The organism is Pseudoalteromonas shioyasakiensis, from assembly GCF_022398475.1.
In the GTDB taxonomy this organism is placed as follows: Bacteria; Pseudomonadota; Gammaproteobacteria; order Enterobacterales; family Alteromonadaceae; genus Pseudoalteromonas.
This window is the reverse complement of record NZ_JAKEVM010000039.1, coordinates 1-20,530: the sequence shown is the minus strand read 5'-3', so window position 1 is coordinate 20,530 and position 20,530 is coordinate 1. Positions and strand designations below refer to the sequence as shown.

Below are 20,530 nucleotides of genomic sequence, written 5' to 3'. Positions count from 1 at the left end.
ATTAAACAAATTAATACGTTAATAGCACTAATTTAGTTCAATTACGGTAAACTATTAATGTCTAAAATTAAAGATTGAGAACAGCATGAAGATTTGGGTTGATGCAGACGCCTGCCCCGTCGTTATTAAAGAAATATTGTTTCGTGCCGCAGAGCGCACGCAGACCTTTACCACATTAGTGGCGAACCATGCGATGCGAGTACCCCCTTCAAAGTATATTAGCCGTTTACAGGTATCTTCTGGTTTTGATATTGCCGACAACGAAATCGTTAAACGTATTGAGCCGAATGATTTGGTGATCACCGGTGATATTCCTTTGGCTGCAGAAGTTATCGAAAAAGGCGCACAAGCGCTTAATCCGCGCGGTGAGTTATATACGACCGAAAATATTCGCTCACGTTTAAACGTTCGTGATTTTATGGAAACAATGCGCTCAAGTGGCGTTGAAATGGCCGGTGGCCCTCCGCCGTTAAGCCAAGCTGACCGCCAAAACTTTGCAAATAACTTAGACAGAATCCTAGCTAAAAAGTCATGAGTATCGATAATAGTGGGCCACTGCAAGGTTTTGGTGATGAGGCGTTTAAAGTCGCTGTTTATTTAGAAAAGCGCCCGCCGATGCCTGCTTGGCAACAACTTGACCATTTACATGCAATGCAGCCCGGCCAAATAAACGAAATAAACCAAGCATGTGGCAATGGTTGGCGCAAAGTTTTTAATGTGTATGGCAAAGTACTTTTTGCACTACCAAGTGAATATTATGATTTTGCTAAAAGAGCACCTGATTGGCAGAGCTTTCGCGATGGACAACTACTGCAAGTACATAGCCAAACTGCATTACTGTTTAGCCCACCGATATTAGGCAAACCAGAGCAATTACATATAATTGCAGGGCGAACCCATGCTAAGCAGCTTATAAATGACGGGTTTTTGGATTGCCAATTAATATGGCTTGATGATGAATTTGCTATTAGTAAATCAGATAAAGTGATTGTTTGCCCATATTTTGATTACCGCCAGTTGAGCAACATTAAAATTGCACGACTTAGCCAGCTAGTTGCAGATATTTTTTCTTAGTTTCTGGTTTATTGCGTTATTGAGTTAGCAAACTAAGCTTTAAATACTGTAAAACTTAATAGTAATCTAGATGAAAATACTGGTCGTTGACGATATGACACTTATGCGCCATGTGTTGATAAACATGTTGCGTAGGCTTGAATATAAGGATATAACGGAGGCGACTGATGGTGCTCAAGCGTTTGATTTACTCGAAAAACACAGCTTTGATCTGGTGATTACTGATTTGCATATGCCGAAAATGGATGGCAAATGTTTGCTTAATCATATTCGCGAAAACCCAGTCCTAAGTGATTTACCTGTATTGATGGTAACCTGCGAAGACAGTAAACAAACAGTAAGCGAGATGATTACAGCAAAAGTGAACGGTTTTATCATTAAGCCTTTTTGTTTAAATACACTGCAAAAGCAGTTAAGTCGAATTGTTAAACCAGAATAACCTGCAACAACTGGAGTTAAGAGCGATGTTTAAGCATTTAACAATAGTGAGTTTATTCACTGCCAGCACTGCCATGGCGAGTGCTGAACAATTGACTTTATACACCGAAGTATTCCCTCCCTATAACTTTCTGCAGCACAATCAACTCACCGGTATTAACACCAAAATCATGGAATCTTTGTGTGAAAGAGCCAAGTTGAGCTGTACGTTTAGTGTATTGCCTTGGAAGCGCGCAATGTCACTAACACTCGCCCAACCCAATGCTGGAATTTATTCTACTTCACGCACCGCAAAGCGAGAAACTCAATTTTACTGGGTTGGTCCTTTGGTATCTGGGCATTCATGTTTATACCGTTTAAATAACCGTAACGACATTAAAGTGACAAGTACACAGTCGTTGCAAAACTACACCATTGGCGTATCTCGTGGTGATGTTTATCAAACAGTTCTTGCTGATTTTAACCTTGCTGAAGGCCAGCAATTTTTAACTTACTCAAAAAAGTTTGAAGAGCTAAAAATGTTTAAGCAAGGCAAGCATGACTTGCTGATTGGCTCCTCTCTCACTCTTTCATCACAGTTGATGAATGTAGGTATGAGCCCAGACCAAGTCACGCCGGTATTTGAGTTAAAGCATCCTGCCTTAGTGGGTAATTACTTAGCACTTAACAAAAACACATCGCCAGAGGTGGTAACTAAGCTGCAACACGCCCTCGATACCATGAAGGAAGAAAACCTGATTGACTCTCTTGTTGATCAGTTTGTAGCAGAGGATATGCACTCTCACGGCGAAACATTGACAGTTGCACAGCAGTGCTTAAATGGTTCTGCTATTTACTAAATTGGAGTGGTTTTAGGTAAGTTAGCCGCTGTTTTTCTTATATTTGAAGTCAATCGTGATTTTTCGCGCTAGAACGCAAAGCCATTGCCTCATCTTTAATTGCTTTTTATAGTGATAAAAATAACAAAAAGGGCAAAAAATTATGAAACCAACTCCACTATTTAAAAGCTTAGTGCTAGCAGTATGCTTAGGCGCAACAGGCGCCTCTCAAGCTTACGATCGAATCACAGGCCATAACTTTGCTAGTCGTTCTGAAGTCATCGCACAATCAGGTATGGTTGCAACATCACAGCCGTTGGCTACGCAAGTGGGCTTACAAGTATTAAAAGACGGTGGTAATGCCATTGATGCAGCTATTGCGGCAAATGCAGTGCTTGGTCTGGTTGAACCGACTGGGTGTGGAATTGGTGGCGATTTATTTGCCATTGTTTGGGATAACAAAAGCAAGCAACTTTACGGTTTAAATGCCTCTGGTCGTTCACCACAAAGCTTGTCTTTTGATACTTTAAAAGCACAAGGTGACTACATTCCTGCTTATGGGCCATTGCCTGTGTCGGTACCAGGTGCAGTAGATGGTTGGTTTGAGTTACATAAAAAGTTTGGCAAAACACCAATGAAAGCCTTACTCCAACCTGCTATCGACTACGCTGAAAATGGCTTCCCTGTGTCTGAACTGATTGCTTATTACATGCAAAAAAGTGTGGCTGCACGAGGTAAATACCCAGGCTTTAAAGATGTTTATATGCCTGATGGGGCAATGCCAGAAAAAGGGGAAATCTTTAAGAACCCTGCCCTTGCAAACACCTATCGTAAAATTGCCAAAGGCGGCCGCGATGCCTTTTACAAAGGCGATATTGCTAAAGAAATTGGTCGCTATATGAAAGAAAACGGCGGCTACTTATCGTATGAAGATTTAGCTGCCCACCATAGTGAATGGGTTAAGCCTGTGAGCGCCGATTATAGAGGATATACGCTTTGGGAATTGCCACCAAATGGCCAAGGTATTGCTGCACAGCAAATTCTGAATATTCTTGAAGGTTACGATATCAAAGCAATGGGTTTTGATAGCCCTGAATACGTACACACCTTTGTTGAAGCGAAAAAACTCGCGTTTGCAGATCGTGCAAAGTATTACGCCGATCCAGCATTTAACACCATTCCCGTACAAACACTTATTTCGCAGCAATATGCTGACCAAAGACGCAAACTGATAGACCCTAACAAAGCTGCAAAACGTGACCACGCAGGCCCAGTAGAAGGCGATACCATTTATATGACGACCGCCGACAAAGACGGCAACATGGTTTCGCTTATTCAAAGTAATTACCGTGGCATGGGCTCAGGTATGACACCTGCAAAATTAGGTTTTGTATTGCAAAACCGTGGCGAAATGTTCGCCCTTAAAAAAGGCCACATGAACCAATATGAGCCAGGCAAACGACCATTCCATACAATCATTCCTGCGTTTGTTACCAAAGATGGTAAGCCATATATGAGTTATGGCGTAATGGGCGGCGCAACACAGCCACAAATGCACGCTCAAATACTTATCAACATGATTGATTTTGGCATGAACCTACAAGAAGCCGGTGATGCACCACGTATTCTGCACACAGGTTCATCGCAGCCGACAGGTGAGATCATGGAAGACGGTGGTTTTGTTAGCTTAGAATCAGGTTTTTCAATGGAAACCCGCCGTGAGTTAATGAAAAAAGGCCACACCTTACAAGACGCCGTTGGCCCATACGGTGGTTATCAAGCTATATTGAAAGACCCAAAAACCGGCGTTTATTACGGCGCATCTGAAACTCGTAAAGACGGCCAGGCTGCGGGGTATTAGGTTCTCGGAAGTTAGCGAGTTAAAAGAGCTGTCAGCTATCAGCCGTCAGCTCTCAGACTCAAAACCATCAGCTAGCGAGTTTCAAGAGTAAAGAGTAAAGTTACATCGCGTAGGCGTGAAATTTATTTCGCGCGATGGTTTATGGCCCGTATGTTGGGTAGAGCGGAGCGAAACCCAACAAACTTAGGTAAAGTTAGCGAGTTACAAGGGGAAAGAGTAAAGGCGCTTTAAGCTGTAAGTCATAAGCTTTAAGTCGTTGATGCCTACTCGCTGCTGACATGGATTAGTTACCGTAGGCGTGAAATTTATTTCACGCGATGGTTAATAGCTCATAGGTTGGATAGAGCGAAGCGAAACCCAACAAGCTAGCGAGTTTCAAGAGTAAAGTTAGCGAGTTAAAAGAGCTGTCAGCTATCAGCCGTCAGCTTTCAGACTCAAAACCATCAGTTAGCGAGTTTTGAGGTAGCAGCGATTTTACATCGCGTAGGCGTGAAATTTATTTCGCGCGATGCTTCATAGCTCGCTAACTTCCAACCACATACCCTGCAAATATGATAAAAATCAGCGCTGAGCCATTTTTCTTTCTGAACATCTTTAGTATCAATAAAAATTTACAGTTAGCAATGCATTCCGTTATTTGTTAATAATAGGTTTATTAAGTATATGAGCGTGATATCAGCTGAAATACGCGCGAAGCGCACAATAAAATTGTTAGGTGGCTAAGAGTGTCATATGAACAACCTAGACTATTGGATTCCAAACTGTTCTCCTTACATATCGAGAATGCTCTATGACATCGATAACCGAACTTTTACGATTGAATTTGTAAATAACGTGAATGACTTCAAGCCATTGTTGAAATTTGTCTGTAAATCCGTTCTTTCATATTCTGAAAATACAGTGGATGAAGACTACGATGACGACCTAATAAATGGTGTTATAGACATTGCTTGGAATGAAGTTGATAAAACTCTAGTAGTGTTAACTGATAAAAAGGAAATGATACTCAAGCTTGGACAAGCACCCATTTGTGAAAACGTCACGTAACAAACTTATAAACACTCGTTGCCTCTTATGCGGGGATATAAGTTTCTAGAGTAGGAGTGAATTAAGTGCCTGAAGAAGCAATTATGCTTGCGGAAAAATTACTGAAAAGCGATGAAAATTACTTAGATAACGTAATTGCACTTTGGCGCATTGGAAATCAAAAATATGGTCAGTGCTGGGACTCTGAATTTCACATCTTTGGTGAAATTGAATCTGAAACAGACCATTTACCTATAAATCATGTTAGATCGAAGTGTTCAGATGAGTTTTTGGCCAAAGCTGACAAAGAATTAGAAGAAACTATCGAATATTATCGGGCTAATGTTGTTAAAGCTTGCAACATCATTATCGGTAGTAAAAACCTATAACAAGCGCATGAAAGGATGTCTTAAGCTTGGCTTGAGCTCCTTCGTCGCAAATTTTAGACAAGGGTTTTGTGATGCTTAACACGGCGTTATGTCATGAAGAATAGTATCCCAATTTTACTTTTGCTGTTGAGTGTAAGCTGGGCTTGCAATGCGACAATTGATATAGAATATCGAATAACAGAAGTAGCAAATAGCAAGTCAAGCTACGGTCTTAGCGTAAGAGCTACGGCTAGTGATCCTAAACAATTAGTTCTATATTGGCATCGGAAAGCTAAAGAGATATGTGGCTCAAAAAATTATAAAAATTCGCAGTTATTAAAAAAGGAAACTCAATGTGGAGATGCACTTAGAGTTGATAGAAACGGACAAAAATGCGAAGTTATTCCAGCCTCAGTATTTGGCACACTCCGATGTGAAAGCATATAACTAACTGTTTAATAATGAACAAAATTCAGTTGGCTGATTTGGCTCCGCTCCAGTTCACAACCAAAAAATTTGCATATTAACAGGAGTTAGGTGCGCATGGCTAAACGTTTGAGTTTTTTATTATTTTTGTTTCTTCCTCGATTGGTTTGCGCTTGTATGTTACCGAATCAAGGTGAAGAGTATGATTCGTTAATTAAACTTGAAAAGTTAGAGAGTGAAAACAGTTATCGTATCTCGATTCCTCGAGTTATTGAAAACTCTAGTGGTTGGCCAACTGTAACGTTGATCTATACTTCTCATGATTTAGACAAAGATTGTAAAGAAAAAATTCTTAGTGATGGAACTCAACTGTTATGTCTTCCTCAAGAAGAAAATCGTGAAGAATTAACTCTAAATAGCACTTGGAAAAAGGCAATTGACTGGCTATCAAATAATAATTTGTACGAAGGAGAGATTCAAATCATGGAGCAAGAAAACTATTCCGTCGAAATTTCTGTAATGTGGGAAACCGAATTGTGTTTAACATTTGGGCGCAAAGCAATTGCCGAATAGTAAGCATGCCTAATAAACGCATTAATTAATGAACGTCTTAAGCTTGGTTGGCGCTCATTCTTAACTAATTATAGCCAAGCTTAATATGGCCCATATTGCGACGTTATATTTCTTGGAGGTAGGGTATGAAAGTTATCTCTGCAAAATTAAATATTGAACCTTTTCACTCTCTTAATAAAAAAGATATAAAACGTATTTTTGCTTTGGTTCCTGAAGAGTGGAAAATGGCTATCGATCAGGTTGTTTTGAGCTCCGAGTTGTTCGAAAACTCTCGCTTTGATCGACCAGTAATTCATAGTTCAATAAGTCGCAGGTTAAACGTACTTTCTCGTGGTCTAACCAAACGACGCATGGTAAAAGAAGTATTACGTGAGCTGGCATTAAATGGAGGTGTAGCACAATCAGGCTTCGCAAACCATGTATGTAAAGCTGAATTAGCCAAACTGGATGAAACAGTTGAGCCATTTGTTTTAGCTTTTTTTGAAGACGAAATATAACAAACAAATGTTGCCGTTCACTGTGTTCCCAAGAACATAAACACCCGGGCTCAGTCTTTTAGCTCCGTATTTTAGCCAGGCTTTAAAGTGGCCCCTCTTGAGGCTTTGGTAGCGAATTACTAGAGTAAAGTTAGCAATGTATTACGTTATTTGTTTATAGTAGATTTACTAAATACATTAGCGTGACGTCGCTAGAAATATGCGAGATGCATACATTGTAAAATTTTTATCTGCTATGAGGAAATCACTATCAGTTACTCCGAAAAAGCACTTATTGAATGTTGCAATTTGATTGCGGAAGACTTAGGTGTTCCAAAACCAAAACCAAACGACGTAGTAGATAAATTAACGGAAATTCTGATTAACCGGGAAAGCTATATTTGCATGGAAAAAGGCATTATAACTCAAGACGAATTAGCTATTCTTGTGTTTCAACACTTCTATAGCTTGGTAAATAGGGAGTTAGCTTCTGCCTATTCAATAACCGGCTCAAAAGGTGTTGAAATACATGCCAAAATTAAACGAGCACTTTTACAAAATGCCATATAACAAACGTATGAATTCGTTACCTTCGGCCATACGGACAAAAACACGGCGCTGCTTCATCGCTAATTTAGGCCAACAATTTTAGCCCTTTATGGGGGCGTGTATATCGAGAGTTGATGTTTAATTTACTAAAAGAGAAGCTAAAATTTGCTATTTTACTTGCGCCAGATGCTTTTGCTTATTCTCTAGTTTGTATCGTTTGGGAGCCTCTTTATAGACTATGTATTTTAGCCAGTCTTGCAGAAACAGGCTTGGAGTGGCTTCCATTTAAATTTGGTTTAATAGTATTTGCTCTGCTTTTCAGTTATCGATATATAGTCTATTTAATAAAGACAAAGAGTAAGTAGCCATAATAACAAGCCGTTTAAGCGGGGGGGCTAAAGCTTGGTTTACGTTCGTTCCTCGATAATTTTAGCCAAGCGTTTGTGTGGTTTGGCACGGCGTTGCTCCATTGAAATTCTTATGCGAAATTCACCTTATACAGACGACCTAAAACTTTTTTGCCCCAAGATTAGTTAACGTGGCTGCTCAAAAAATAAGCTTTGAGAGAAGCTGGTATTCAAAGTGTAAATGTATAAATAATTATTTCTCGTAATGTAATTCTATCCATTATCGAGTAAGTAAATTTACGGGTATAGAGTAGCCTAAACAATTGTAATTCCTTTTGGCTATGTGTAAGTTATTAAAAATTAGATTATTAATAACCGTATATTGATAATTCTGGAAATTGACACATTGAGTGTTAACGGGAATTCTCGGTAATACGCTGTTAAGTTGCAAGGAGGCACTATGAAGGATAAAGAAAAAATTGCAGTATTCATTGATGCTGATAATGCGCCTGCCCAGAAAATAGAAAAGGTACTTTCCGAGTTGGCTCGTTATGGTGTAGTCAATATTCGAAAGGCGTATGGAAACTGGAAAAATCAGAATCTGAAACCGTGGGAGGATGTACTCCACGAGTTCGCAATCCAACCCATTCAACAGTTTGACCTTACTAAGGGCAAGAATGCTACTGATATGGCATTAGTCATTGACGTCATGGATGTTTTATACACAAAAGATATTGATATTATTTGTCTAGTATCATCTGATTGTGACTTTACTCCGCTGGTAACTCGTTCATTAGCAGATGGCAAGTTCGTGATTGGTTTTGGTGAACGTAAAGCACCATTAGCTTTCGTTAATAGTTGCTCTCGCTTCTTATACTTAGACGAAGACACTGGCAAAGAGTTGCCTATCCAAAAGCAAGGAAAGAATATAAAAAGTGACACCAAGCTAATCAATTTGCTGAGACAGGCAATTGAGGCAGTAGAAGAAGACGACGGTTGGGCTATGCTGGGGCCTATTGGCACTCACATTTCTAATCATGCTTCTTTTGATCAACGAAATTATGGATATAAGAAGTTAAGCGATTTGTTTCAAGCTATAGACCTCTTTGAAATGAAGAAAACTAATGGCTCTGTTTTATGGATTCGAGATAAAAAGAAAGCAAAGCAACTTAACAAGTCAAGGCAAGGGGCGCAGCAAAGTTGCGCCTAGGCTTGAGGTTTTAGCTAATAGGAATTTATTGAAATTCAACTATTACAGCCGACGACCTAAAGTTCAGATATGTTGTTGACTCAAGGCACAAAGCTGATATTCAAGGCAAGATTAAGCTCAACTATTAAGTTAAGTTAGCGAGTCCAAAGTGTAGAGTAAGAACCATCGCTCGAAATAAATTTCACTCCTACGTGTTGTAGCTTTACTCTTTCCCCTTGAAACTCGCTAACTTGTTGGTTTCAATCTGAGAGCTGACGGCTGATAGCTGACAGCTCTAGAACGTAGCTAACTCCCAACCACATACCCTGCAAAACCAAGCACTTTAAAATACTGTTTTGGGGTGCTGAAGCGGGTTTCATTCATTAACTCTGCAAAACGAATTCGGTCTAATGGGTAAAACTCGTGCTCTAGGTTGTGGCGCATGCGTTCTACGCCGACTTCGGTTAAACCTAACTGCGTACAAAGCTGTAGTTGAGATTCGCGCTCAAAAGCGGTTTCAGGGCGCATTAAATCGGCAATATATAAGTTGCTCGATTTCTTAAGCTTGCTGTGAATCGCTTTTAACAGCGTTTTTTTATCGCCGTTATCTTCAACAAAGTGCATTACTAGTAAACACAGTGCGGCGTCACATTGAGTGTCGATGTCGTTGATATCACCGCAGTGAACTGTCACGCGATCGCTGATGTTATGCTGGCCAAACTGTTGCTCGGCAATATCGAGCATGTCTTGTGAAATATCTTGAGCAATAAATTGCCAGTCTGGTTTTAGCGCCGCTAATTCGATGATTTCTTTACCAGTTCCGGCACCAACCACTAAAATGCACGCATCATCGCTCAGCGTGGTTGCTAATTGGGCTGCGGTTGCTTGATGTAATAGCTCATAACCTGGAACTAGGCGCAAAATGCGTTCGTCGTAGTGATTTGCTTCTTCGTGATTAAAAGTTGGCATGCTAATCCTTTAAATAACTGAGATGGTCGAATAACCACCTGGTTTTTTCGCTACATGCACTTGCGTGGCAACGCGTTCGGTCATTTCTGATACGTGAGAAATAACCCCTACTTTGCGGCCTTGTGCTTGTAGAGAATCAAGAGCATCCATCGCGATGCTTAACGTTTCACTGTCCAACGTACCAAACCCTTCGTCGATAAACAAAGAGTTTATCTGTACTTTATTCGACGACAACGATGCAAGCCCTAATGCCAGTGCTAACGACACTAAAAATGACTCGCCGCCCGATAACGTATTAACAGAGCGCTGCTCATCGGCCATGTCTTTATCGATAATTGCGATATCGAGCGTTTGTCCTATGGCTGTTAATTTGTAGCGTTTATTTAGTGTCTGTAAGTGACTATTCGCGTAGTGCAGCAGTATTTTTAAAGTTTGTGTTTGCGCTAAATTACGCATGGTTTTGCCGCTGGCATCCCCGAGCACCTTATTGAGTAAATGCCAGTGCTCATAGCTTTTTTGCTGTTCAACCAATTGCTTTTGCTTATCAGCCAGCGCTTCGCTATTTTGTTGATGGGTTTTAAGCTCAGTCGCAACTTGCAATAGTGCATTATTCGCTTGTACTTGTTGCTCTGTGGCTTGATTAAGCTGTAGTTGCAGCTCATCTTCACCGAGAGCTGGCTTTTCTTTTTGGTGCTGAGCCAGCGCCTGCTGTCGCTGTTTTAAAAGAGCCTCAGCGTCTTTTAAGCTGCTCTCGGCGGTGTGGTAATCTGCCAGAGTTTGTTTAATTTCAGCGGGACTTATCGTTAATAGCTGACTAACTGCTTGCTCATCCAAACTTGGGTGCTGCGCTTTAAAATCGTTAAACCAAAGGCTAAATCGCTCATTAAGCGCCGCTTGCTCAGCGGTGAGCTCTTTTTCACGCTCGTCAATATTGGCGATTTGAATGGCTTGTTCGTCACGCGCCTTCACCGCATTACTATGGTTTGTCTGGGCAAGTTGCAGTGCCTGCTGCGCTGAATCTATCGCCTTTTCAAGCTCTGCTATAAACTCATCTACCGATATCGCCGCGTTACTAAATAAGCCCTCGCGCTTTGATTGTATCTGCGTTAATTCGTTTTGAGTTTGGCTTAGTTGCTCGTTGCACTGAGTTAAAGAGGTATGTGCTTCGTTAAGCTGCGGCGTTACATGTGCAAGGTGCTGCTCAATGGCTTTTAAGCTAGTTTTAAGCTCATCTGCCGTTTGCAGCGAAGCTTGATAAACCTCAACGTGCTCTGCAATGTTCTCTAAAGAAATGCTTTGTGTATTGAGTGCCTGCCACCAAGGTGCACTAGTGAACTGTTGATTCAGTGTCGTATAAAGCTGCTGATGCTCATCATTGAGCTCGTTTAAACGTGCTTGCTGATTATTCAGCTGTTGCTGTAATTCGTTTAACTGCTGCTCTTTGCTATGTAGCGCTTGCCCTTGCTGATTATACTCAGCTTGCTTAGCCGCAAGCGTGTTTTGCAGCTGTTGTTGCCGTTCAAGAGTTTTGTAGTATTGCTGTTTTTGCAGGCTGAGCTGTTGCTGACGCTCGTTTAACTGATCTTCGGTTAAATCATTTAGCTCCGTACGATTAGCTGCCATGGTTTCTTTGAGGCTCTGTTGTTGAGCGCTCAGTTCTGAGATTTGCCCAGTTAACGAGCTTATCTGTTGGCTGCATGCCGCCAGCTCATTACTTTTAGCTTGCTGTAATGCTTGCTGAACTTTTAAGTGCTGTTTGGCGTTAGTTAGTTGGTTGGTAAAGTCGTTAATAAGTTGACTAAATTGCTCGTTTACCATTTCTTCATGCATAAAGGGGTGCTCTTTTGAGCCGCATACCGCGCATGGCTCCCCTGTTTTTAAAGTGGCACGTAACTGGCTGACCCCTTCACTAGCTCTTAATTGCACTTGTTGTAAGCTTTGCTCACAAAGCGAAACCTGCTGCTGCGCTTGCTCTGCCCCTTGCTGCGCATCTTTTAATCCTGTTTGTAGTTGCTGCTCAGTTTGGCTTAATGTGTTTAGCTGGGTTTGCCAATTTTTTAACTGCTGATGATTAGTTTGCCATACTTGGCGCTTTTCAATCAGGTGTTTAATCGCCTCAAGCCCCGCATCAATATCCGCCATTGATTGGGTGTTTAAACTCGATTTAAAGGCAGTATCTTGCTCATTTAGGCGCTTAATTTCTTGCTCAAGGGCTTGGTATTGAGTTTTACACTGCTGCGCGGCTGTTTGCTGCTCATCAATCTTAGGTTGAAGAGCTTTTATGTTTTGCTGTGATTGGCTAATTGTGTGCTGTTGCTGGCTAAAGCGGGTTAACTCACTTTTAAAGAATGACCAGTCTTTTGCTAATGGTTGCCATTGTGCATGTGTTTCTAAATAGCTATTTATTTGTGCTTGTTGATCGAGCTGTTTTTGCTGCTCTGCTTTATGGCTATTTAGTGTATTAGTCAGCTCTTGATGATGGTGCTTAGCTTTCTCTGCTTGTACTTTTTGCGCCGCTGTTTGCTGGTTTAATACAGCAAGTTGCTTATCTAACTCTCGGGCCTGGCTAATAATAGGCTGTGCGTCTTTTTGTGCTTGCTTTGCTTGGTTTAGTTGTGCGGTTTGCTTCTCAAGTGTTTGCTCAGCGTCTTTGATCAGTGTTTCATGGTCAACATTTAAAAGCTGCTCACGGTTTTTAATAAGTTGCCCATGTTGAGCAGCAATCGAAGTGACGCGTTCGCGGTTATCTTTTATTTCTAGGCATTGCTGGGCTTGTTTCGCTTCGGTGGCTTTTTCAGCAAGCGCGTGCATTTGTTGCTGTAACTCTTGCTTTGCTTGCTCTGCCTGGTTTAGCAGTTGTTGCTGCTGAGATGCTTGCTTGTACCACCCTTGGTACTGTTCAAATTGTTTTATTTGCTTTTGCAACTCAGCAAGTTTTGCCTCAAGCGCTTTTTGTTCTGCTTGTTTCGTTTCGACCTGTTCAGGGCTTAAAACCTGATAATTACTTAAACTTAACTTTAACTGCTCTAATGTTTGCAGCTGATCACGATGGCGTTCAAAAATTCGCTGACCAATACGGCTGAATTTATCGGTGCCTGTTAAGCATTCAAGTAGTTGCGCACGCTCATCCCCTGTTGCTTTTAAAAATGCCGCGAATTCATGTTGCGCAAGAAGTACTGCTCTTGAGAATTGCTCAAAGCTCAAACCAATAATACGCTCGATTTCTTTACCTGCAGCACTCCTATCAGCGATTAGGGTTTCATCAGGTAAAGAGTGCAGGCTATGTTGTGCAGGTTGTAACTTGCCATCGGCTTTATTACGCGCTCGGCTAAAGCTTAACCTTGCTCGGTACTGTTGTTTATCTTGGCCAATAAAGTCGACTTCGGCATAGCCCTGCCCTGCCCCGCGGCGTAATAAGTTTCGCGAGTCATTGAGTTTTATATTGTCGCCGTTTAAGTCAATTTTATTGCCTGTATCGCCGCGTAACCTTGCGGTTTTATTATAAAGCGCTAAGCAAATGGCATCGAGTAATGTGCTTTTACCGGCGCCAGTATCACCGGTGATGGCAAACAACCCTGCTTCTTTTAACGGTGAAGCGCTAAAGTCGACTTCGGCGTCTAAGATAGAGGCTAGTTGATGAACACGAATCGCTAAAATTTTCATAGTAGGTCCTCTGCATTCAACTCATCGATCACTTGGCTTAGTAAGCTTTCTAATTCTTTTGGCACCGCCTGCCCTGCCATATCTTTATTGTTTGCAAATGCTTGCTCTAAAAGTGAATGTGGGTTTAGCGCTTCAATCTGCGATACATCTTCAAATAGGGTTTGTTCATCGTCTTGCTGGTTGCTTTGCTGACGTACTCTTTCAATGCCACAAAACTTAACCTGCTTACCTTCAAGGGCTTGTTCTATTTGTTCTCTGAAAGTGGTGTCAGTGTCGTGGGCGCTCAATTTAACCCGCAGATAGGGCGCTAAATCTTCATCCGTTAAATCGAGTTGCTTTATAAGCTCACAGAGTTCGTTCAGAGGCACACAGTCTTTTTCTGGTAGCAACATGACTTTACAAAAGCTAGGAATGTAAAGGGGGTTTACAGATGTACCTGAGTCACTAATCTCTACTATCACAACTTGATGCTGATAGCGTCTTTCAGAAAATGACATCGGCATTGGCGTGCCACTGTAGCGAATGGTCTCTTTCTTCGCGACAGTCTGAGCTTTATGAAGATGCCCTAGCGCGACATAATCAGGCTGATCAGTAAATATGCTTGCCGATATCGCATCTTCACCGCCAATGACTAAATTGCGTTCAGAATCAGATGAGATGTCTCCACCTTTTGCATGCAGGTGGCCCATGGCAATTAATGGCGCGCTTGGTAATTCGCTTGCTGCTTGCAATGCATCTTTGTAGGCAAGGGCAACTGCTTGGTTGTAACTTAACGGTTGCTCTTGTTGGCGGTTATAACTGCTTAAATCACTGCTACGTAAAAATGGCATAGCAACAACATTCGCATCGCCATTTTTTGTGCTGATTGGCAGGACCACTTCATGAGGAGCGTTGCTATCAAAGCGGCCAACAACATGGGTATCAAACTGAGCCAATAAAGGTTTTGCTGCCATAATACGATTTGCTGAATCGTGGTTGCCAGCAATAATCACTATGTGTAAGTCGGGGCAATGTTGCTTAGTGGTTTTAATAAATCGGTAGAGTTGGTTTTCTGCGCTGGCAGGTGGCGTTGCCGTATGATAAATGTCACCCGCAACCAGTAGTAAGTCGATCTGTTCTGACACAAGCGTATCGGTTAACCAAGCTAGAAATGCTTGATGCTCATCGAATCGGGAATGCTCATAGAATTGTTGGCCTAAATGCCAATCAGATGTATGAAGGACTTTCATTAAACGCTCTTATTATTTATTAAGAGCGTCAATATACCTAAGCTGAGCCAAGATGCCCAGCCTGGTTTGTTAACTTAAGCTATACCAAGCAAAAACCACCATAGGCAATGCTAACAATGCCATTATCATAGGAACTTTAAGCGCTTTGGTTTGCTTAGCTTGTAAAATCTTAAGGGCATTTGTTTCATTACATGCCGCTACTTTGTCGATATAAAAATACCCTGAATCTAGGTACTGTTTACAATTTTGTTCGTCCGCTGGAATTGCAATTAGTTCTTGTTGTTTTTTTAGGATATAGAAATCCATACGCTCACCGAATTCTATGCTGATTACCAAACATTTTGGGGTTTAAAATGCATGCTTCGCAGACCCCAAAATCAAAAAAGTGGGCGATTTTAAATACAAATGGCAGTAAATTTCAATAGCAAATGTCGCAAAATTTAATTTATTGCAAAAATAATGGCAATTAAGGATAAAATTACCAGTGCAGTCGGGTAAATTAGCCACTTTTTAGACCCATTTACACTAGGGTTCGTGCGAGATAATGCATCTGACTCATCACAAGCTGCAATCACTTCGACAAATTCAAATCCGCGTTCTTTGTACTCGTTTAGAATTGATTCTTGAGCAGGAATGGCTGCTAAACGAGAGTCTTTTTTTACAATATAAAACTTCATCTAATCACCCTTTCATCATTAACTAGAATTTAAGCAGAGTATCTACTTATCAACTGTAATACTTTGGGATGAATTAGTGCTGAACTAAAATTAACCAGTGTTTTGTAAAGGGGGTTTACATGGTGTTAATCAAGGCAATTTTTTTGTGAGAAATAGGTCTTCATTAAAACATCGAATACTACCCGAAAAATCCCGCACTTTATCGTTATTTTATTGCAACTTTGTTAGCAGTTTGCGATGGTACGCTGGCAAATTAATTACAGGATTAACAATGAAAAAAGCAGTTCTCAAATTGAGTGCTTTGGTATTGCCTTTAGCAGTATCTTCAGCTGTGATGGCGTCATCTGTTGAGCAAACTAAAGGCTCATTCGTTGACAAGTTCCGTCAGCTAGATGAAGCACTCCCAACCCCAAATGTTTACCGCAGTGCCGCAGGGGCACCCGCTGAAAATTATTGGCAACAGCAAGTAAACTACGACATCGATGTAAAGCTTGATGAAAAGAAACGCCGCTTAACAGCAAGCCAAACTATCGAATACAAAAATAACTCGCCGCACACCTTAAAATATCTTTGGTTACAACTAGACCAAAATATCTTTAAATCTGACTCAATTGCTGAAATGACATCTACTTTCAATGGTAAAACATTGCAAGGTGACCCTCAGCCAAAATCAACTAAATTGAGTCTAGGTCAGTTACGTCGTCAGCAATTCATGGCCGACAACGAGCTGGGTTATCAAATCGCCAATGTTAAAGACGAAGACGGAAAAGAGCTTAAAGTTACTGTAGTAGATACCTTAATGCGTATCGACTTAAACGAGCCGCTTAAACCGGGTAAAGACGTTGAGTTCAGCATGGACTTCGCCTTTAACATTGTTGAAGAAGACGCCGTTGGTGCACGTTCAGGTTATGAGCACTTTGAAGAAGATGGTAACGATATCTTCTTATTAGCGCAGTGGTTCCCTCGTCTTGCTGCATACACTGACTATGAAGCCTGGACTAACAAAGCTTTCTTAGGCAGCGGTGAGTTTACGCTTGAGTTTGGTGATTATGATGTAGAAATTACAGTACCTGCTGATCACATCGTATCGGCAACAGGTAAGCTTGATAACCCAAGCAGCGTTCTGACTAGCACACAGCGTAAGCGTCTTGAACAAGCTGAAGATGCTAAGCGCCCTGTTTTCATCGTGACTGAAGAAGAAGCGTTAGAAAACGAGAAAGAAGGCACAAACAAAACTAAAACATGGCACTTTAAAGCTGAAAACGTACGTGACTTTGCATGGGCTTCTTCACGTAAGTTTATGTGGGACGCAAAAGGCTATCATCAAGGCGGTAAAGATCAGCCGTTAGTAATGGCGATGTCTTTCTACCCGAAAGAAGGTGGCGACCTGTGGAAAAAGTACTCTACTGAAGCTGTTGTTCATACAATGGAAGTGTATTCGCGCTTCTCGTTTGACTACCCTTACCCTGTGGCTCAGTCTGTAAATGGTCCTGTAGGTGGTATGGAATATCCAATGATCACCTTCAATGGCCCGCGTACTGACCTACAAGACGACGGTACACGTACTTACTCACAAGCAGAAAAGCGTTTCTTAATCGGCGTTGTTATCCACGAAGTAGGTCACATTTACTTCCCTATGGTGGTTAACTCTGATGAACGTCAATGGACGTGGATGGATGAAGGTCTTAACAGCTTCTTAGATGGTGTTGCTGGTCGTGAATGGGACCACACAATTCCTTGGGGTGTTGAGCCTCGCGATGTTGTTGCATACATGAAGTCTGAAAACCAAGTGCCGGTTATGACACAGTCAGACAGCGTATTACGTTTAGGCCCTAATGCTTATACTAAGCCTGCTGCTGCACTTAACATTTTACGTGAAGTGATCCTTGGCCGTGAGTTATTCGACTTTGCATTTAAAGAATATGCACAGCGTTGGAAGTACAAGCGCCCTACTCCTGCTGATTTCTTCCGCACTATGGAAGAAGCATCAGGTGTTGACCTTGATTGGTTCTGGCGTGGTTGGTTCTACACAACAGATCACGTTGATATCTCTCTAGACAAGGTTTACCAACTTCGTTTAGATACCAAAAACCCTGATATCGACTTTAATCGTTTACGTGATATCGAAGCTGACAAGCCAATGCCGTTATTCGTAAAACGGAATAAAGAAGAAGGCAAAAAATTGTGGGTTGAAGAAAACCCCGACGTAACTGACTTCTACGACGAAAACGACCGTTTCACAGTAACTAACAAAGAGCGCAACGCGTATAACAAATTCCTTAAGGGTTTAGAGCCTTGGGAACGTAAAACGTTTGAGCGTGCAATCAAAGAAGATAAAAACTACTACGTTCTTGAGTTCTCAAACTTAGGTGGCTTAGTCATGCCTATCTTACTTGAGCTTACTTATGAAGATGGTACGAAAGAAGAGCAGTACATTCCGGCTGAAATCTGGCGTCGTAACCACAAGCATGTACAAAAGCTAATTGTTACAGAAAAAGGTAAAAACCTAGTGTCTGTTACAGTCGATCCACGCTGGGAAACAGCGGATGTTGATGTAGAAAACAACAACTACCCGCGTCGCATTATTCCATCACGCATTGAAGTGTACAAACGTGAGAAGAGTAAAGCGAAAGTTAGCCGCGATATCATGCAAGATATTAAAACTGAGCTGAAAAAAGACGACGATAAAGATGCCCAGGAGCAACAATAATGCGCTTTGCAGCCATTATTTTTGCTTTATTACTGAGTGCGCCAAGCATGGCGCACCAGTTAAAAGCGTCTGTGACTACCGTGTTATTTAACAAACGCACTAACAACATAGAGCTGATGCATCGTTTTTATTTACATGATACAGAACACGCCGTTGAACATTTGTTTGACGGCAATGCTGATATCTTAAGTAATAAAGAAGATCAAAAGCGTTTTGCTGATTATGTTGAGTCACATATTGCTCTACAAACTTTAGGTGGCAAACCACTTGAACTTAAAGATGTGGGTGCGCAAGTTGATGGTAAATTCTTTTGGGTTTATCAAGAAGTCACGATACCTGAGGGAATTCATGGCATTCGTATGAGCAACGGAGCACTTCGTGATCTATGGCCAGCACAAGTGAATATGGTAAATATTGAAGGCAAAGGAAAGGTAAAAACACTGACCTTTAGCCAAGATGATACCTGGCTTGAGGCAAGGTTTGAGTCGGTCAATCCAGAGTAATTCCAATCCTAAAGGATTAAAAAAGTTCCTTTTTTAATCCTTTGATCCTTTAATTAACCCATTTCGTAAACTATCTTATTAATGGGCTTCAAAATTTTCCCAATTCTCATATACAGGGATTTATATGACTATCCATGACAACAATATCCGTGGTGTAATCTTTGACTTAGATGGTACTTTGGTTTCATCAGAGTTGGATTTTTCGCTTATCAAAGCGCAGGTAGGCTGTCCTGTTGAGAATGACTTACTTGCTTATATTGCATCATTACCTTCGCCTTACATGCGTGAAGAGGCGATGAACATAGTTCATCAGCATGAACTCATAGATGCACAACACGCTCATTTATTGCCAGGTGTTGCTGATGCAATTACTAGGCTTAAAGAAAATAACATCCCGATGGCGATTGTAACTCGTAACTACGACCGTGCAGCTGCTATTAAATTAAAGAATAACCCTTTACCAATAGAAACTGTGCTGACTCGCTCTGATGCGCCAGCTAAGCCTGATCCAAGTGCTTTAAATGCTATTGCGACATTATGGGAACTTGATCAATCAGAGTTACTTTATGTTGGCGATTACTTATTTGATATTCAGGCTGCACATAATGCCAATATGCGTGCTTGCTTGTACGCGCCAGATGAAATTCCTGAGTATGCGAATCAGGCCGATTATGTAATGCATCATTTTTCAGAACTACCTACTTTGGTTGACTCATTCCAAGAAAATAAGGTGTTATGTTAAATAGCCTTGTTTTTAATTTTTCCTGAGTAATTGTTAGTTTTTTATTTTTCAAAATGTCCTAGTACTAGCCCAAGCCGTCATGAGTTGCTAAAATATCGGCAATTATCAAATGTATTCATAGAGGCATAAGATGGGCAGAGCATTTGAAGTCCGCAAAAACGCCATGGCTAAAACAGCCAATGCAAAAACTAAAGTAAATTCTAAGTACGGTAAAGAAATCTACGTTGTTGCTAAAAATGGCGAACCAGATCCAGAAGTTAACCAAGCGCTAAAACGTATTATTGAGCGTGCAAAAAAAGACCAAGTTCCAGCACACGTAATCGATAATGCAATCAAAAAAGCAGCCGGTGGAGCAGGGGAAGACTATTCTCCAGCACGTTACGAAGGCTATGGCCCTGGTAACTGTATGGTAATTGTAGACTGTTTAACTGATAACCCTAACCGTACTATCAAAGATGTACGTTTACCGTTCACTAAAACAGATTCAAAAATTGGCACACCGGGTTGCGTTGCGCATATGTTCGATCACTTAGCTGTTTTAGGCTTTGAAGGTGATGACGACGAAGTTGTACTTGAAGCGCTAATGATGGCTGATGTAGACGTAACGGATGTAGAAGTAGAAGATGGCAAAGTGTCAGTTTTCGCTCCACATACAGAGTACTACAAAGCAAAAACTGCTCTTGAAGAAGCATTTGAAGGTATTAACTTTGAAGTAGACGAAATCACGTTTGTTCCACAAGTTCATACTGACATCACTGATCCAGATGATATCGCAAACTTTGAAAAGTTTATTTCGATGCTTGATGACTGTGATGACGTGCAAAACGTTTATCACAATGCGGTTGTAAAAAACTAATTTTTAAAGAATTAGTACGTAAAAAGGGGCATTTGG

At 41.1% G+C, this 20,530-nt stretch carries 21 protein-coding genes; 16 read left to right on the top strand and 5 right to left on the bottom strand.

Going from position 1 to position 20,530, the window contains the following annotated elements; genetic code table 11:
• Positions 1-85: 85 nt before the first annotated feature.
• The 12 genes from L1D51_RS09270 (at position 86) to L1D51_RS09215 (ending at position 9,166) form a co-directional block, all read left to right on the top strand.
• Entirely contained in the window at positions 86-535 is a 450-nt protein-coding gene (locus L1D51_RS09270; protein WP_054563136.1) for a YaiI/YqxD family protein, read from the top strand.
• Positions 532-1,074: a DUF6942 family protein gene (locus tag L1D51_RS09265; protein ID WP_055198909.1), complete on the top strand. Its 543-nt coding sequence runs from the start codon at positions 532-534 to the stop codon at positions 1,072-1,074. Before L1D51_RS09270 ends, L1D51_RS09265 begins: the two co-directional genes overlap by 4 nt.
• A gap of 70 nt (positions 1,075-1,144) precedes the next feature.
• A complete protein-coding gene (locus tag L1D51_RS09260; protein WP_239963509.1) occupies positions 1,145-1,513 on the top strand; it encodes a response regulator in 369 nt (122 codons plus the stop codon).
• Positions 1,514-1,538: 25 nt separating this feature from the next.
• Positions 1,539-2,351, top strand: coding sequence for a substrate-binding periplasmic protein (locus L1D51_RS09255; RefSeq protein ID WP_239963508.1), 813 nt, complete (start codon positions 1,539-1,541; stop codon positions 2,349-2,351).
• A gap of 142 nt (positions 2,352-2,493) precedes the next feature.
• The gene (ggt, locus tag L1D51_RS09250) at positions 2,494-4,191 is read left to right on the top strand and encodes a gamma-glutamyltransferase (RefSeq protein ID WP_239963507.1); all 1,698 of its coding nucleotides are present in this window, start codon (positions 2,494-2,496) and stop codon (positions 4,189-4,191) included.
• A 732-nt stretch (positions 4,192-4,923) separates the two neighbouring features.
• Entirely contained in the window at positions 4,924-5,238 is a 315-nt protein-coding gene (locus L1D51_RS09245) for a hypothetical protein (RefSeq protein WP_239963506.1), read from the top strand.
• A 65-nt stretch (positions 5,239-5,303) separates the two neighbouring features.
• Entirely contained in the window at positions 5,304-5,606 is a 303-nt protein-coding gene (locus L1D51_RS09240; protein ID WP_200907869.1) for a hypothetical protein, read from the top strand.
• A 93-nt stretch (positions 5,607-5,699) separates the two neighbouring features.
• Positions 5,700-6,032 carry a hypothetical protein gene (locus L1D51_RS09235; RefSeq protein WP_239963505.1) on the top strand — a complete coding sequence of 111 codons (333 nt, stop codon included), beginning with the start codon at positions 5,700-5,702 and terminating at the stop codon, positions 6,030-6,032.
• 96 nt (positions 6,033-6,128) lie between these two features.
• Positions 6,129-6,584: a hypothetical protein gene (locus tag L1D51_RS09230; RefSeq protein ID WP_152966972.1), complete on the top strand. Its 456-nt coding sequence runs from the start codon at positions 6,129-6,131 to the stop codon at positions 6,582-6,584.
• A gap of 125 nt (positions 6,585-6,709) precedes the next feature.
• Complete coding sequence (locus tag L1D51_RS09225; protein WP_239963504.1) at positions 6,710-7,081, top strand: hypothetical protein; 372 nt, start codon at positions 6,710-6,712, stop codon at positions 7,079-7,081.
• Positions 7,082-7,369: 288 nt separating this feature from the next.
• Positions 7,370-7,630, top strand: coding sequence for a hypothetical protein (locus L1D51_RS09220; protein ID WP_239963503.1), 261 nt, complete (start codon positions 7,370-7,372; stop codon positions 7,628-7,630).
• Positions 7,631-8,416: 786 nt separating this feature from the next.
• The gene (locus tag L1D51_RS09215; RefSeq protein ID WP_054563146.1) at positions 8,417-9,166 is read left to right on the top strand and encodes an NYN domain-containing protein; all 750 of its coding nucleotides are present in this window, start codon (positions 8,417-8,419) and stop codon (positions 9,164-9,166) included.
• A gap of 285 nt (positions 9,167-9,451) precedes the next feature.
• On the opposite strand, the gene L1D51_RS09210 is transcribed toward L1D51_RS09215, so the two are convergent.
• The 5 genes from L1D51_RS09210 to L1D51_RS09190 form a co-directional block, all read right to left on the bottom strand.
• A complete protein-coding gene (locus tag L1D51_RS09210) occupies positions 9,452-10,114 on the bottom strand; it encodes a class I SAM-dependent methyltransferase (protein WP_239963502.1) in 663 nt (220 codons plus the stop codon).
• Between the two features lie 9 nt (positions 10,115-10,123).
• The gene (locus tag L1D51_RS09205) at positions 10,124-13,777 is read right to left on the bottom strand and encodes an SbcC/MukB-like Walker B domain-containing protein (RefSeq protein WP_239963501.1); all 3,654 of its coding nucleotides are present in this window, start codon (positions 13,775-13,777) and stop codon (positions 10,124-10,126) included.
• Positions 13,774-15,006 carry an exonuclease SbcCD subunit D C-terminal domain-containing protein gene (locus L1D51_RS09200; RefSeq protein ID WP_054563149.1) on the bottom strand — a complete coding sequence of 411 codons (1,233 nt, stop codon included), beginning with the start codon at positions 15,004-15,006 and terminating at the stop codon, positions 13,774-13,776. The genes L1D51_RS09205 and L1D51_RS09200 overlap by 4 nt, the downstream gene beginning before the upstream one ends.
• A gap of 69 nt (positions 15,007-15,075) precedes the next feature.
• Positions 15,076-15,312 carry a hypothetical protein gene (locus L1D51_RS09195; protein WP_054553375.1) on the bottom strand — a complete coding sequence of 79 codons (237 nt, stop codon included), beginning with the start codon at positions 15,310-15,312 and terminating at the stop codon, positions 15,076-15,078.
• Between the two features lie 134 nt (positions 15,313-15,446).
• On the bottom strand, positions 15,447-15,683 hold the full coding sequence (locus tag L1D51_RS09190) for a hypothetical protein (protein ID WP_054563150.1): 237 nt from the start codon (positions 15,681-15,683) through the stop codon (positions 15,447-15,449).
• Between the two features lie 271 nt (positions 15,684-15,954).
• Here L1D51_RS09190 and L1D51_RS09185 point away from each other — a divergent pair, with 271 nt between their 5' ends.
• The 4 genes from L1D51_RS09185 to L1D51_RS09170 all read left to right on the top strand — a co-directional run bounded on the left by L1D51_RS09185 (position 15,955) and on the right by L1D51_RS09170 (position 20,494).
• Positions 15,955-18,393 carry a M1 family metallopeptidase gene (locus L1D51_RS09185; protein WP_054563151.1) on the top strand — a complete coding sequence of 813 codons (2,439 nt, stop codon included), beginning with the start codon at positions 15,955-15,957 and terminating at the stop codon, positions 18,391-18,393.
• Positions 18,393-18,896, top strand: a complete 504-nt coding sequence (locus L1D51_RS09180) for a DUF6702 family protein (RefSeq protein ID WP_055021252.1) — start codon at positions 18,393-18,395, stop codon at positions 18,894-18,896. Before L1D51_RS09185 ends, L1D51_RS09180 begins: the two co-directional genes overlap by 1 nt.
• A 124-nt stretch (positions 18,897-19,020) precedes the next feature.
• A complete protein-coding gene (locus L1D51_RS09175) occupies positions 19,021-19,638 on the top strand; it encodes an HAD family hydrolase (RefSeq protein WP_054563153.1) in 618 nt (205 codons plus the stop codon).
• A gap of 130 nt (positions 19,639-19,768) precedes the next feature.
• A complete protein-coding gene (locus L1D51_RS09170; protein WP_054563154.1) occupies positions 19,769-20,494 on the top strand; it encodes a YebC/PmpR family DNA-binding transcriptional regulator in 726 nt (241 codons plus the stop codon).
• Positions 20,495-20,530: the final 36 nt, after the last annotated feature.